Origin of the sequence: Paenibacillus sp. FSL H8-0280 (assembly GCF_045040665.1) — a bacterium.
Lineage (GTDB): Bacteria > Bacillota > Bacilli > Paenibacillales > Paenibacillaceae > Paenibacillus > Paenibacillus xylanexedens_A.
In genome coordinates this window covers 3,914,107-3,928,767 of the sequence record NZ_CP150296.1, presented here as the reverse complement: position 1 = coordinate 3,928,767, position 14,661 = coordinate 3,914,107, and the positions used below count along the sequence as shown (strand labels likewise).

13 protein-coding genes are annotated in these 14,661 nt (G+C 48.3%); 10 read left to right on the top strand and 3 right to left on the bottom strand.

Annotated features, from left to right (window positions below; translation table 11 throughout):
• The first annotated feature begins 45 nt into the window (after window positions 1-45).
• From MHI12_RS17125 to MHI12_RS17115, 3 genes are all read left to right on the top strand, one after another.
• Window positions 46-1,218, top strand: coding sequence for a Gfo/Idh/MocA family protein (locus MHI12_RS17125; protein ID WP_036613779.1), 1,173 nt, complete (start codon window positions 46-48; stop codon window positions 1,216-1,218).
• A 69-nt stretch (window positions 1,219-1,287) separates the two neighbouring features.
• Window positions 1,288-2,013: a ThuA domain-containing protein gene (locus tag MHI12_RS17120; RefSeq protein ID WP_249912529.1), complete on the top strand. Its 726-nt coding sequence runs from the start codon at window positions 1,288-1,290 to the stop codon at window positions 2,011-2,013.
• A 96-nt stretch (window positions 2,014-2,109) separates the two neighbouring features.
• On the top strand, window positions 2,110-3,216 hold the full coding sequence (locus MHI12_RS17115; RefSeq protein WP_340935750.1) for a Gfo/Idh/MocA family oxidoreductase: 1,107 nt from the start codon (window positions 2,110-2,112) through the stop codon (window positions 3,214-3,216).
• A 168-nt stretch (window positions 3,217-3,384) separates the two neighbouring features.
• Here the strand turns inward: MHI12_RS17115 and MHI12_RS17110 are convergent, their stop codons facing one another.
• Window positions 3,385-4,203 (bottom strand): radical SAM protein, encoded by an 819-nt coding sequence (locus MHI12_RS17110; RefSeq protein ID WP_405169847.1) that lies wholly within the window; start codon window positions 4,201-4,203, stop codon window positions 3,385-3,387.
• Window positions 4,200-4,784, bottom strand: coding sequence for a bifunctional transcriptional activator/DNA repair enzyme AdaA (locus tag MHI12_RS17105; protein WP_405169846.1), 585 nt, complete (start codon window positions 4,782-4,784; stop codon window positions 4,200-4,202). The genes MHI12_RS17110 and MHI12_RS17105 overlap by 4 nt, the downstream gene beginning before the upstream one ends.
• 192 nt (window positions 4,785-4,976) lie before the next feature.
• Here MHI12_RS17105 and MHI12_RS17100 point away from each other — a divergent pair, with 192 nt between their 5' ends.
• The 3 genes from MHI12_RS17100 to MHI12_RS17090 are packed head-to-tail and all read left to right on the top strand — an operon-like array spanning window position 4,977 to window position 7,667.
• A complete protein-coding gene (locus MHI12_RS17100; protein ID WP_405169845.1) occupies window positions 4,977-5,957 on the top strand; it encodes a Gfo/Idh/MocA family protein in 981 nt (326 codons plus the stop codon).
• Between the two features lie 30 nt (window positions 5,958-5,987).
• Window positions 5,988-6,758, top strand: a complete 771-nt coding sequence (locus MHI12_RS17095) for an SAM-dependent methyltransferase (RefSeq protein ID WP_405169844.1) — start codon at window positions 5,988-5,990, stop codon at window positions 6,756-6,758.
• Between the two features lie 15 nt (window positions 6,759-6,773).
• Window positions 6,774-7,667 (top strand): NAD-dependent epimerase/dehydratase family protein, encoded by an 894-nt coding sequence (locus MHI12_RS17090; protein ID WP_405169843.1) that lies wholly within the window; start codon window positions 6,774-6,776, stop codon window positions 7,665-7,667.
• A 423-nt stretch (window positions 7,668-8,090) separates the two neighbouring features.
• Here MHI12_RS17090 and MHI12_RS17085 read toward each other — a convergent pair whose 3' ends face one another.
• Window positions 8,091-9,107: a LacI family DNA-binding transcriptional regulator gene (locus MHI12_RS17085; protein ID WP_036673745.1), complete on the bottom strand. Its 1,017-nt coding sequence runs from the start codon at window positions 9,105-9,107 to the stop codon at window positions 8,091-8,093.
• 412 nt (window positions 9,108-9,519) lie between these two features.
• Between MHI12_RS17085 and MHI12_RS17080 the strand changes: the two genes are divergently transcribed.
• The 4 genes from MHI12_RS17080 (at window position 9,520) to MHI12_RS17065 (ending at window position 14,627) form a co-directional block, all read left to right on the top strand.
• On the top strand, window positions 9,520-11,310 hold the full coding sequence (locus MHI12_RS17080; RefSeq protein ID WP_405169842.1) for an L-fucose isomerase: 1,791 nt from the start codon (window positions 9,520-9,522) through the stop codon (window positions 11,308-11,310).
• 122 nt (window positions 11,311-11,432) lie between these two features.
• Window positions 11,433-12,923, top strand: a complete 1,491-nt coding sequence (locus MHI12_RS17075; protein ID WP_405169841.1) for a rhamnulokinase family protein — start codon at window positions 11,433-11,435, stop codon at window positions 12,921-12,923.
• A gap of 69 nt (window positions 12,924-12,992) precedes the next feature.
• Window positions 12,993-13,655 (top strand): class II aldolase/adducin family protein, encoded by a 663-nt coding sequence (locus MHI12_RS17070; RefSeq protein WP_405169840.1) that lies wholly within the window; start codon window positions 12,993-12,995, stop codon window positions 13,653-13,655.
• 243 nt (window positions 13,656-13,898) lie between these two features.
• Window positions 13,899-14,627: an FCD domain-containing protein gene (locus MHI12_RS17065; protein WP_235193939.1), complete on the top strand. Its 729-nt coding sequence runs from the start codon at window positions 13,899-13,901 to the stop codon at window positions 14,625-14,627.
• Window positions 14,628-14,661 lie beyond the last annotated feature (34 nt).

Below are 14,661 nucleotides of genomic sequence, written 5' to 3'. Positions count from 1 at the left end.
ACACATATTGAAAGACTTTTTATTATTCCAAAGGAGGAAATGACCATGTCAAATCGTCTTCGTGTCGGAATGGTTGGATACAAGTTTATGGGGAAGGCCCACAGTAATGCCTATCGCAGTTTGCCGATGTTTTTCCCGTCTGCTCCGTTGCAGCCTGAGATGTCTGTGATCTGTGGACGTAACGAGCAGGGAGTGCAGGAGGCAGCGAATCAGTTCGGTTGGTCCGAAAGTGTAACGGATTGGCGCGAACTGGTGAAGCGGGATGATATCGATCTGATTGATATTAACGCGCCAAGTGATGCCCATAAGGAAATTGCGTTGGAAGCAGCTCGTCAGGGCAAACATCTGTTTTGTGAGAAACCACTGGCTCTGTCGCTTGCGGATTCGCGTGAGATGCTTCAGGCAGCAGAGGATGCTGGAGTCGCACATATGGTCGGGTTCAACTACCGTTTCTCACCAGCGGTGCAGTTAGCGAAGGATCTGGTGGAGAGCGGACGACTGGGTAAGATCTATCATTTCCGTGCATTTTTCCTTCAGGACTGGATTATGGACCCTTCGTTCCCGCTGGTATGGCGTTTGCAAAAAGAAGTGGCTGGCTCTGGTTCCCACGGGGATCTGGGCGCGCATTTAATCGATCTGGCTCGTTTCCTCGTTGGTGAATTCCAGGAAGTCATCGGCATGAGCGAAACTTTCATCAAAGAACGGCCGCTTGCAGCCGAGATGACCGGTCTGAGTGCCAAGGGCAGTTCGAATGCGGATGCACCCAAAGGAGAAGTGACCGTCGACGACGCTACGTTGTTCCTGGCACGATTCGCAGGAGGGGCGCTGGGCAGCTTCGAGGCTACACGTTTTGCAGCGGGGCATCGCAGTACGAACTCGTTTGAGATTAACGGCAGTCTCGGCAGTGTACGATTTGATTTTGAACGGATGAACGAATTGGAAGTCTATTTCACAAAGGATGAAGAGGACGTACAGGGATTCCGCCGTGTACTGGCAACCGATCCGGCACATAAATATGCCGAAGCCTGGTGGCCTGCCGGACATACGATTGGATTCGAGCACACGTTCACCCATGAAATGCTGGAGCTGGTAACAGCGATCTCTGAAGGACGCCAACCATCACCGAGTTTCCACGACGGGGTCGCTTGTCAGGCTGTACTGGAAGCGGTAGAACGTTCGGTGACAGAGCGACGCTGGGTGACGCTTGAAGAGATGTGAGCAAGCAAGACAGTGACGTCAGAAATAAGGTTGAACACATAAAACTAGGCGAAAGCGAGTGAATAAACGATGAGTAAAGCACTGATTGTATGGGGCGGCTGGGATGGACATGAACCGGAGCAGGTAGCAGCGATTTTTGAGCGTATTTTGAAGGAAGAGCAGTTTGAGGTTGAAGTCTCGAATACGTTGGATTCTTATGCGGATGCAGAGAAGCTGATGGGTCTGGATCTGATCGTGCCTTTGTGGACGATGGGACAGATTGAGCAGGAACTGGTCAACAACGTATCAGCGGCTGTCCAGAGCGGTGTAGGCTTGGCTGGTCTTCATGGCGGGATGTGTGATGCCTTCCGAAATAACGTAGACTGGCAGTTTATGACGGGTGGACAATGGGTTGCTCATCCAGGCAATGATGGTGTGGAGTATATGGTGAACATGAAGCGTGGCTCTAGCCCGTTATTGGATCATATTGAAGATTTTCAGGTGAAAAGTGAACAGTACTACCTGCACGTAGACCCGGCAGTGGAAGTGTTGGCAACAACTCGTTTTCCAGTGGTGACTGGTCCGCATGCGGCGAATGGCCCCGTAGATATGCCTGTTGTTTGGACGAAACGATGGGGCGCAGGGCGGGTATTCTACAACTCACTGGGACACCATGCAGACATTGTAGACATGAAACCCGTGACTGAAATGATGCGCAGTGGATTCAAATGGACAGCAGCAGGCAAAGAGCTTGCCAAGAGTCGAGTAAGTTCAGCAACCGAAGTGTACACAGGTATGGCGGACAACCAGAACTAATGAGATTGTAGTTGAATTGCAAACGTAACTTCAGTGTTAACCATTCATCCTCAATGGATAAACCATTTCTGATCCACGGCGAAGGGAGCCCCAGGTATGAAAACAATGAAAGTAGGCATTATTGGCTGCGGTAAAATCAGCGGTATTTATATGGAAAACTGTCACCGGTTCGAGGTGCTGGAACTTGTTGCTGTTGCGGATCTCGACCGTAAACGTGCCGAGGAGCAGGCAGCAGCCTATAACGTGCCTAACGTATACAGCGTCGACGAAATCTTGGCTGATCCCGAGATTGAGCTGATTATCAACCTGACGATTCCTTCCGTTCATGCGGATGTATGCTTGCGGGCGCTTGAATCTGGCAAACATGTTTATGTAGAAAAACCACTCGCTGTTACCCGTGAAGAAGGGCAGGCCGTGCTCGAAACAGCGAAGCGTAAAGGATTGCTCGTGGGTTGTGCACCAGAAACGTTCTTTGGTTCAGGCATCCAGACTTCACTTCAATTGGTGGAAGAAGGGGTAATCGGCAAGCCGGTGGCGGCGACCGCATTTATGATGAGTCGTGGTCATGAGCACTGGCACCCAGATCCGGAGTTTTATTACGCGTCAGGCGGTGGGCCAATGTTTGATATGGGTCCGTACTATCTCACCGCATTGGTTCAACTAATGGGACCGATCAAGTCGATTGCGGGTATGACAGGTAAAGCCATGAACGAACGGACGATTACGAGTGAGAAAAAGAGAGGCCAGGTGGTTCCCGTCGAAATTCCAACTCACGTCACGGGTCTGTTGCAGTTTGAACAGGGAGCCATTGGCACGCTGATTACGAGCTTTGACGTATTTGGCGGAAGTGCACTGCCACCGATTGAGATATATGGCACGCACGGTACGTTGCAGGTACCTGACCCCAACACCTTTGGTGGTCCGGTTCGTTATCGCTTGCTGGGTGAACATGAATGGACGGAAGTTCCGCTTCTCCCAGGATATCAGGAAAATACACGCGGCATCGGTGTGGCAGATATGGCCTATGCAGCACATAGTGGACGTGCACACCGGGCGAGTGGGGAACTGGCATACCACGTACTTGAGGCCATGTGGGCATTCCATGATTCATCAGATGAACAGACGTTCTACCAGATGAAAAGCTCGTGTCAGCGCCCAGCTGCATTGCCGGTGGATCTGCCATTGTATACATTGGATAAATAAGATAGCCATTATGGCTTATGTCATGATAAATAGCCCCTTTTCCTTTGAACAAGGAAAGGGGCTGTTTTTTATTAAATCAAAAAAATCTGGGAATAACAGCGATCGGAGGGTTGTTCTGTCATTGGAGTGTCCAGTGTAAATATTCTTTAGTCCAACTTATATAGCCATTTATGGCTCAAATCCCGCCTGACTGATCCAGATCTCATCCTCGGCAAAAACGTTTTTCATCCGCTGAACTACAGTCTGATACGCATCTGGATGATACCAATGCTCCATCCCCACTTGCTGATAGAGCGACTCCATACCGAGTCGGCGGGTGCGCTTGCCCTCACTGCCATCACCCATGAAATAATCGTCAATGCATACACGCTGAACCAGAGGTCTCAAGATGGCTGCAAACTGTTCACTGCTGGGTAATACGGGAGCAATCGCAACCTGCGTGGGTATTCCGGCATCCCGCAACTGTTCCAGTGCACGTAATCGGCCTGCAATTGGGGGAGCGGAAGGACTGAAATGCTTGCGCATATCGTCCAGATCCGTCTCTACCGTCATGCTGACCCGAACCCGGTCACCTAACTGCTGTAGCAGATCTATATCCCGGGTAACGAGTGGACTGCGGGTCTGGACTAATACGAAATCTGGAGGATGCTGTACCATCGTTTCAAGTAATGAACGCGTGATACACTCCTTGTACTCAGCGGGTTGATATGGATCGGTACTGGATGACATGAAAAGAGTGACTTTCCCTTTCCTCAGGGCACGTTGCAACTCTTTGGCGAACACTCGGGAGGCATCTTGTTTCACATCCACCCAGCTCCCCCAATCCTCTTTGCGAAAGAGGGAGACAGGCATCTGTCTGACATAACAATAGGAACAACCGAAGGCGCAGCCTGTGTAAGGATTCAGCGTATGTGTATATCCATTAAGGAACCCTGTCCCCTTGTTGAGTAACGTTTTGGGTACTTTGTAAGTAAGATTTGTCTTCATAAGTTCTCATGCCTTTCGCGGTAGTGTGCAGGTGTGAGACCTGTGTGTTTGCGAAATACAGTAATGAAATAAGCTGAGTTAGGTATACCGACATGGCGGCCAATATCGGTGACGGTAAGTCTGGTATGTTCAAGCAACTTCCGGGCTTCGGTAATTCGTTTATCCTGAATATATTGAACCGGTGTGCGGCCTGTAATCCGCTTGAACACACGATGCAGATGATAAGGACTGCCATGACTTACAGTGGCAAGGACATCCAAGGTTAGAGGTTCGGCGTAATGATGTTCGATGTAATCCGTGATCCCGTATATCCACTCCTGATCAGGTACCCGCTCGCCTGTAGGTTTACAACGTTTGCAGGGTCTGAACTTTCGTGCCAATGCTTCTTCAACATGTTGAAATATCAGCACATTTTCAGCTTTGGGTGCTCTGGACTTACAGGAAGGTCGGCAAAAGATACCCGTTGTCTGCACACCGTAAAAGAACGTTCCATCATAAGAATTATCGTTGTTGATGATGGCATGCCAGTATTTTTCATCTATAGATTTGGGCAGTATGCGATCTTGATCTGGACTTTCCACGGTGATCACCTCATCTCTAATTATACCCTTGATTCCAAGGGATGGACGAAGTTTCAACTTAAAAAGCAAGATATCAATATTTGGGGATATGGCCCCTTCCTTCAATCTGAACGAAATTTGAGCTACAATATACAAGATGGTATAAAGGTTTTGAACTTAGATGAAATTTATAGATGAAAGAGGTAGGTAGGCATGGTTCGTTTTGGCTTAGTGGGTACCAACTGGATTACGGAAAGGCTTCTTGAAGCTGCAGCACAGGTTGAAGGATTCAAATTAACCGCGGTGTATTCAAGAACTGAAGATAAGGCTAACGCATTTGCAGATAAATATGATGTTGAACACCGTTTCACCGATCTGGAAGAGTTGGCCGCAAGTGATGTGATTGATGCAGTCTACATTGCAACACCGAATACGGTTCATGCGGAGCAGGCTGAACTTTTTCTGAGAAACGGCAAACATGTATTGTGTGAGAAACCTCTGGCTGCGAATAGCGCGGAAGTTAGAAGTATGATCGATACAGCACGAGAACATCAGGTTCTGCTCATGGAAGCGATGAAATCTACCCTTGTTCCCCAGTTCAAAATGGTGCAGAAGAGCCTGCATAAAATCGGTCCTGTCCGCAAATACGTAGCAGGATACTCTCAGTATTCTTCGCGTTACGACAAGTACAAAGAGGGGATTGTCCTGAACGCGTTCAAGCCTGAACTCGCCAATGGTGCGTTAATGGATCTCGGTGTGTATTGTCTCTATCCATTGATTACATTGTTCGGTGCACCTAACCGGGTTCAGTCCCAAGCGATGATGCTGGAATCTGGCGTGGATGGACAAGGCAGTGTGTTGCTGGACTATGATGGGATGGATGCGGTCGTTACATACTCCAAAATCTCAAACTCTCATCTACCAAGCGAAATTATGGGGGAACGGGGAAGCATCATCATTGATAAGATTGGTTCACCGGAACATGCAGAGATACGTTACAATGACGGTACGGTGGAGCAGCTCACAGTCGAACAAAACCATCCGGCGATGTATTATGAAGTGGAGGAGTTCGTGAATCTGGTTGAGCAGGGCCAAAAGGAGTCTGACATGAACACGTATGAACGCTCTTATGTGACGATGCAGGTTATGGATCAGATTCGGAAGCAGATTGGGCTTGTGTTCCCTAACGATTGATTCAAGCGCAGGAAAGGAAGCTGAGACGAGATGAGTAGAGATGAGCAGAGCAACAGTAGAGTAGAGAAGAAGAAGAACAGCAGAGAAGGTAATCGGTTCAACAATTATGGCGGTTTGGAACTGTCACAGATTGTATTCATCGGGAGAACCTTCGAGGAATATATGAAGATGTTCAACTTAACGGTGGAGGATCTTACAGGCAAGTCCATTTTGGATTGTCCCGGCGGAGCATGTTCATTCAGTAGCCAAGCGCGCAAGTTGGGTGCTGATCCCGTGGCCGTGGATATGGCATACAAATACGAGATCGACGAGCTTGAAGTAAAGGGATTTCAGGACATTGAGCATACGATGAAACAGATGGAACCGGTGCAAAGCATATATGTGTGGGATCAATTTGGATCAATCCAGGGGTTAAAGGAAGAGCGAACTCATGCCATCACAGATTGCATCGCAGATATGAGAAAGATTCCTGACCGTTATGTGGCGTCTGTGCTCCCGGATCTACCCTTTGCCGATGAACAATTCGATCTGACGTTATCCGCCCATTTCCTGTTTACGTATGCAGATCGATTGGATGTTGATTTTCATATTGCAACCATAATGGAGCTGCTGCGTGTGAGCAAACGAGAGGTTCACATTTTTCCAACAGTGGATCTGTCTGGCGAACGTTACAAGCACATGGATGAGTTAAAATTAATACTCGAAGAGCGTGGGTGCACGGTATCCGAAGAACCAACTTCATATGAGTTTCAACGGAATGCTCACACCATGCTTCAAATTGTTAAATATAATCGAACATGATAGGAGGTTTTTTGGATGAATAAAGTTCTTATACTTGGGGGTACACGTTTTTTCGGTAAACGTCTGGTGGATCACTTGCTGTGGGAAGGGAAGTCTCAGATCACAGTCGCAACTCGTGGTAAAACGGATGTTGACTTCGGACCCGAAGTAAACCGAATCAAGATGGATCGTGAAGACCCGGAATCTCTGGCACAGGTTGCGCAGACAGACATGTGGGATGTTGTGTACGACAATATCTGTTATTCCCCAGATGCGGCGAAAGCGGCATGTGACGCTTTTGCAGGACGAACCAAAAGATACGTTCTGACATCCACACTTTCGGTGTACGGTGATCCCAGACCTGGATTTAAGGAAACGGATTTTGACCCGTATACATATCCATTACAGTATGGAAGTGCAGAGGATTTTTCGTATGGAGAAGGCAAACGGCTTGCCGAGGCTGTGTTTTTCCAGGAAGCGGATTTCCCGGTTGTGGCGATGCGCATTCCCATTGTACTCGGGATTGATGATTATACGAGAAGACTTCATTTTCATATTGAACATGTGCAAAAAGGAAAACCGATCGGCATGCCAAATCCGGATGCGGAGATTGGATTTATCAATTCCACAGAAGCGGCAAGATTTCTCGCTTGGCTTGGACATTCGTCCATTACCGGTCCGGTGAATGCAGCTTCCAAGGGTGCGATTACGCTGTCAGCCATGATACATCTGATCGAGACGGTCACGGGCATGCAGTCCCAGATCCTTACGGAAACTGTAAAAGAGGACATGTCACCATTTGGAATCGAGCAATCATGGACGATGGAGACAACCAAGGCAGAACAAGCGGGGTATACATTCGAACCTTTGATGGACTGGTTCCCGGGACTCGTTCGTGAGGTCGCTCTTGCATTACAGTCGGAGCGGTAGAATATCGGCTCGGATGGAACTGAAGGAAACGACAAGCCTGAATGAAACAGACCAACCAAACGGCTCGAACGACGGATTATTTCAGCGAATGAACTTCAAACAGGGTGCAACCAGAGTGTAATCTCCGGTGCACCCTGTTTATGTTGTACATTTTTCGAATTTGAATTGAACCTAATTTAGATAAGTGGGACTAATCATTTACACGATAACGGAGAGGACAGAAAAAACCTGAAAAAGCGAAGCGTTCGCCTACAAGCTTTCTGCAAGAAAGCTACATCGGAAGCATACGCTATCTCCGGATTTCCTCTTTAAAAGGGAATGAAAAAATCTGGAGATAACAGCGATTGGAAGGTTGTTCTGTTATCGTAGTGTCAGTGTAAATAATTTTTGGTCCACTTATTTAGTCAACTCATGTGCTTAACTCTATTCTTGCTCACGTGGAGCAGCAGCTGAAGCGCGTATGCGCAGTTCTGACGGTAGAATGACGGTTTGGGCTTCGGAAGGGGCCTTACCCTCGATTCGGTCAATCAGCATCTGTACGCCCTGAAACCCAAAGTCATATGCTGGCTGTGCAGCTACAGTTAGGAAAGGATCAAAAGCAGAAGCCAGATCCAGATCGTCGAAACACACAACAGAGATGTCTTCTGGTACACGCAGTCCTCGTTTGCGCAAAAGCCGAATGACCCCAATCGCCAGCATGTTGTTGGCGGCAAAAATGGCTGTTGGTTGATCCGGTTGAGAGAGTAGTCGATCCAGTCCCTCTTCATCGCTGAAATCCCGGTACCCGGTTCGAAGCACAAGCTCGGGATCAATATCAGCTCCGGCCTCACGTAAACCCGCTATATAACCTTCCTCCCGCAGTCTGGCGGTAGAAACCTCCGAAGAACCATTGACCAGTGCAATGCGCCGGTGACCCAATTGCACCAGATATCGGATCAGCTCAATCGCGCCTTCCCGGCTATCTCCGGCAATAATATCTGAGGTAATGCCAGGTACGGTGCGGTCCAGAAAGACAAACGGAATGTGACGTTCCTGCAGCTGTTTCAGATGAGGCAGAGAACGATCCCCCGCAGGGGCATAGAGTACACCATCCACACGAGTAGACAGAATTGCATCCACGTAATCCTTTTCCTTATTGTAATCCTCGTCACTATTGCCGAATAAAAGACGGTACCCACGAAGATGGGCTGCATCTTCAGCACCACGCGCCAGTGTTGTATAAAAAGGGTTGGTAATATCCGTAATAAGCAGGGAGAGCATCTGGGTTCGTTGAAGCACAAGGCTGCGTGCATTGGAGTTCGGGATGTAACCCAGTTCGTCGATCACCTGTTGCACACGTTCACGTGTCGCGGAACTTATACGGCCTGTATGATTAATGACCTTGGAGACCGTCATGGCGGAGACGTTGGCTTTTTTGGCAATATCGTAAATGGTAATCATTAGAATCTAACCTTTCCGCAACATAGTCTTACCATTCTATAGGATAATGCCAATTGACAGCAAGATAGGCTCGTGCTATGTTAGGGTTACCGATAACCCTAAAGGGTAATGAACGTATTTACTACATAAACCATTTCGTTAAATTTGCTCATGCACGTTCCGTTTTCTTGAATAGAGGAACTACATACATAGCTAATTAATGAAGTGGTTTATTGTTATTTTTTAAAATATGTAAACGCATTCAATCTCAAGTAAGGCTCTTGACAATCAGTGTATGCAGCTCTTGCGTGCAACTCGGGTATCGGTTATATCTCCGTCATTATCTTATTCCAATTACTGCACATGGATCAGACAGAAGGTTTCTCAATTCAACCCAAATTCTATGAAACGAATTGAAGGAGGACATTCCAGTATGACACATCAGGATTATCGTTATAAGCAGGCTTTTCCCAAGATTGGTATTCGTCCCACGATTGATGGAAGACGCAAGGGTGTTCGGGAGTCACTGGAAGAGCAAACGATGCGGATGGCTACGTCTGTTGCGGAACTGCTTGCGGCCGAACTGCGTTATCCTGACGGGTCCGCGGTGGAATGTGTTGTGGCCGAGACCTGTATTGGCGGAGTGGCCGAAGCGTCCGCAGCATCAGAACTATTCAGCCGTTCCAACGTTGGCGTAACGATCACCGTGACACCATGCTGGTGTTATGGTACGGAAACGATGGATATGTCACCATCCATTCCTACAGCTATCTGGGGTTTTAACGGGACTGAACGTCCGGGTGCAGTCTATCTGGCAGCGGTACTTTCTGCTCATGCACAGAAGGGGATTCCGGCCTTTGGAATCTATGGAGAGGATGTTCAGGACGGGGGGGATACAACAATTCCCGAGGACGTGCGTGAGAAATTGCTCCGGTTCAGCCGTGCGGGTCTGGCAGCCGCTACCTTGAAAGGGCAAGCTTATCTGTCCATTGGATCGGTATCCATGGGGATTGCAGGTTCGATTGTGAACGATTCATTTTTCCAGGAGTATCTGGGCATGCGCAATGAATATGTGGATATGAGCGAATTGACTCGTCGTATCGAAGAAGAAATCTACGACCCCGAGGAGTATAAGCTCGGATTGGCCTGGGTGAAGGAGAATTGTAGCGAGGGTCCGGACAACAACGCTGCCCATCTGCAAACGGATCGCAAACGCAAAGAGTACGAATGGGAAACCGTTGTGAAAATGACCCAAATCGTGCGTGACTTGATGGCGGGCAACCCAAGATTGGCAGAGCTTGGTTTTACAGAGGAGTCGATGGGTCACCACGCGATTGTATCCGGCTTCCAGGGACAACGGCAGTGGACGGATCATTCTCCGAATGGAGATTTTCTGGAGTCGATATTAAACTCTTCCTTTGACTGGAATGGCAAACGTGCACCTTATCTGGTTGCAACAGAGAATGATAGCTTGAATGGAGTGTCCATGTTGTTCGGTTCGCTGCTGACACATACGGCACAGATCTTTGCTGATGTGCGTACGTATTGGAGTCCTGATTCGGTACAGCGTGTGACGGGACATCAGTTGGAAGGAAACGCAAAGGATGGCATCCTGCATCTAATCAACTCCGGTTCCGCAGCCTTGGATGGCACTGGGCAACAGTCCAGAGATGGTAAGCCTGTACTCAAGCCATTCTGGGAAATTACAGATGAGGAAGTTCAGGACTGCCTAAAAGCAACATCGTGGAGACCTGCATCCGTAGAGTATTTCCGCGGGGGTGGCTATTCAGCGGATTTTCTGACCAAAGGTGGCATGCCTGTAACGATGACACGTCTGAATCTGGTCAAAGGACTGGGTCCAGTGTTGCAAATCGCTCAGGGTTACACGGTCGATCTGCCTGAAGAGGTGCATGATACGCTGGATCAGCGAACAGATCCAACCTGGCCATCCACCTGGTTTGCACCTGTTCTAACCGGATCGGGAGCGTTTACTTCCGTATACGAGGTCATGAATCAATGGGGCGCCAACCATGGCTCCATCTCGTATGGACATATCGGTGCTGATCTGATTACGCTTGCTTCCATGCTTCGTATTCCGGTAAATATGCATAATGTCCCAGAATCGGAGATTTTCCGTCCGCGTGCATGGGGATTGTTCGGCACAAGTGAGCCGGAGAGTGCAGACTACCGTGCTTGCAGTGTGTTTGGCCCGTTGTATCGTTAAAAAAGTTCCATACCTGTCAAACGCCATGTTCCCTGTGAAATGAGGTAACATGGCGTTCTCTTGAAAGCTGTGTTCAAAACTCGAATACGGCTTATCGGGTAGAGTTAAGGAGGCTTGGTAGAATGTGCAATCAAGCAACACATGTGCTTGCTGCCGATTACGGCGCTGGGAGTGGACGTGTAGTCCGGGGTTCTTTTGATGGAAACAGACTCTCGTTACAAGAAGTGCATCGATTCAACAACGAACCCGTGCAGCTGGGGGACGGATTGTATTGGGATTTCTTGCGACTTTTTCATGAATTAAAACAAGGCATTGTGAAAGGGACGCAAGGCGTCTCTCCATCGGTCCGTTCTATAGCAGTGGATACGTGGGGAGTGGACTATGGACTGGTGGATGGTGCGGGAAGGTTGTGCTCGAACCCACGTCACTATCGGGAAGCACGCAACGCACAGTGGATGGAAGAAGTTCTGCACATAGTGAAAGAAGAAGAACTGTATGCCATGTCTGGCGTTCTGCCGCAGCAAATCAATACAGTATTTCAACTGCTAGGCAGTTTACGAGAGCAGGCCGAAGGTTTGCGTCCGGATGTGCGCATGTTATTTATGCCAGATTTATTTCACTATTATCTATCCGGTCAGCAGGCTTGTGAGTATACGATTGCAAGTACTAGCGGGCTGTTGCATGCAGGCGAGGCGCGTTGGAATGAAAATCTGATCGAACGTCTTGGTATACCGGAAACATTATTTCCTAAACTCGTTCAACCGGGTACCGTGCTGGGCGATTTAACAAATGAGTTGTGCGCCGAGTTACGGACTGGACCGATGCAGGTAGTCTCTGTGGGCTCACATGATACGGCATCTGCCTTGGCAGCAATCCCTGCGATGGATTCGGACTTCGCTTTTATCAGCTGTGGTACCTGGTCTCTTATGGGGGTGGAGCGTGATACACCTGTATTGGATGACCGAAGTCGTACACTCGGATTCACCAATGAAGGGACGGTAAGTGGCAAAGTACGTACCCTGAAAAATCGTTCAGGCCTGTGGCTGCTACAGGAATGCAAACGGCAATGGGAGCGGGAGAATCAACTTTTTACACATGAAGAGCTGATTCAGCTGGCTACCTTGGCAACGCCGCATCAGAGTTATGTATCGCCGGGAGATGGCGTATATTTGGCGCCAGGGAATATGGCTGAACGAATACGGCAACAATGCAGTCTCACCGGACAGATTGTACCCGAAACGACTGGAGCGATTGTGCGCTGCATTCTGGAAAGTCTTGCACTGGAATTCAGACAGACGCTGGATGAATTGCAATTGATTACAGGTACAAGACCTCGTGTCATTCATATGGTTGGTGGCGGTGTGCACAATCGACTACTATGCCAGTTTACAGCCAATGCAGCCGGTGTCCCGGTGGTGGCAGGCCCGGCAGAGGCGACTTCAGCCGGGAATTGCATGCTGCAATTCCTTGCACATGGAGAAGTGAGTAGCTTGGCCGAGGTACGGGAGGTCATGGCTGCTTCCTTTTCCCCCGAGACCTATGAGCCTGAGGATACAGAGCTGTGGCAGGAAGCTTATGAAAGCTACCAAAGTCTGAATCAAATCAAAAGGTAATGAACAGATTCAATGAACTGAGCATGGATGCAAAGTGCTAAAAAGAAAAGCATGAGGAGTGGAGAAGACATGTCTGAACAACAAGTAAGGGAAGAGTTAACGAAGTATGCCCGGAGAGCAGTTGCTCAAGGACTGGTAGTCGGACCTGGTGGGAATCTGAGCGCTCGCTCTGAGGGAACGATGTTGTTGTCTCCGAGCGGTTATGCACTTGAGGATCTGGAGCCTGACGAATGGATCGCCATTGATATCGAGACAGGAGAGACTCGTGCGGGAACAACACGTCCTTCTTCCGAAGTATTGATGCATCTGTACAGTTATCGTGTGAACCCTGATATCCAAGCCATTGTGCATACGCATCCGGCATATACGATCGCACTTAGTCTCGTTTTCGATGAATTGCCACACTTGTTCCCTGATCAGTCCGCTTTGGTGGGCGATATCGGATTTGTTCCATACGTTCTGCCAACGACGAAACAACTTGCCGATGCAGTCTCAGCAAAGGTAGCAGAACATACGGCACTCATTCTCGTCAATCACGGATTGGTCACAACGGGTAAAAACCTCCGCGAAGCCTATTACCGCACCCAAGTGGTGGAAGAAAGCGCGAAGGTATATATGATCGCCAAGGCAGCGGGGGAACCCAAAGTGTTAACTGCTGAAGAATATAAGGAAATTCAATCCCTTGAAAGTGAAGCCTACCGTGTGCAGTTGCTGCAACAACTCAAGTCCTGATACCTTAAGGGCAGATTGCATCCTCCAGATAAACGCTGGAATAAAGGATGTGAAATGCTCTTTTTTAATTTTGATTTTGAATTGAAAAGGAGCACAGTATAGCTGAGGAAATAATTCGCACTATTTTGATGAGAATTGTTGAAATTGTGATGTCTGCAAGGTATACTAACGTTAATCATCAGTGAGTAACAACAATAAGATAGAAGATTAAAAACAATTAAGTATCTAAGAGGGGTGAAATCAGTGGGTCCTGAGCTAAACGAAATGGAGTTGGAATACGAACTGCTGAAGCAGCTTCGAGACGCTAACGCTCCCATCGGGGCCAGTACGTTGGTTCATACTTTGGGCAAAACGTATGGTCTGAGTCAGGCAACCATCGGAAGAAGACTTATGGAGATGGATGTTGAAGGTTTTACAGTTCTGGAAGGTCGCAAGGGAAGAACTTTGACCGAACAGGGTCTGGATCGAATGAAGACGTTGGAAAAAGATTTGCAGCAACAAAGCGTGAACTCACAGTTAATTCAGATGCTGAACCATTCCGGGGAAAAGGCTCTGCTAGATGTTCTCGTTGCCAGAAGGGCACTTGAGCGAGAAATCGCTTCCCTGGCAGCACAGCGTGCCTCGAAAGAATACATAGTACTGTTGCAAGCATCGATTAACAACCAGCATGAATTGCTTTCCAAGAATATTATACCATACGAGGAGGACCGGGAGTTTCACAGATTGCTGGCTTATGCTGCGCAAAACCAAATTCTTCTGCATGCGGTTGAACTGGTATGGGAGACAAGCCGCGATTTTCTGGAAACAGCGTATATTCGCCGGAGAGTAGGAAGTGAATTAGTTGTGGATCATCAGCAGATTCTGGATGCTATTGTAGCGGGCTCTCCGGAGCAGGCTGAAGCGGCAATGGTGAATCATATTAACCAAATGATCGATGATGTCAAACGTTATTTCGCCATGCAAAACCAATAACATTCCCAGAATGAGACCCGGTGATAAAGGAGTT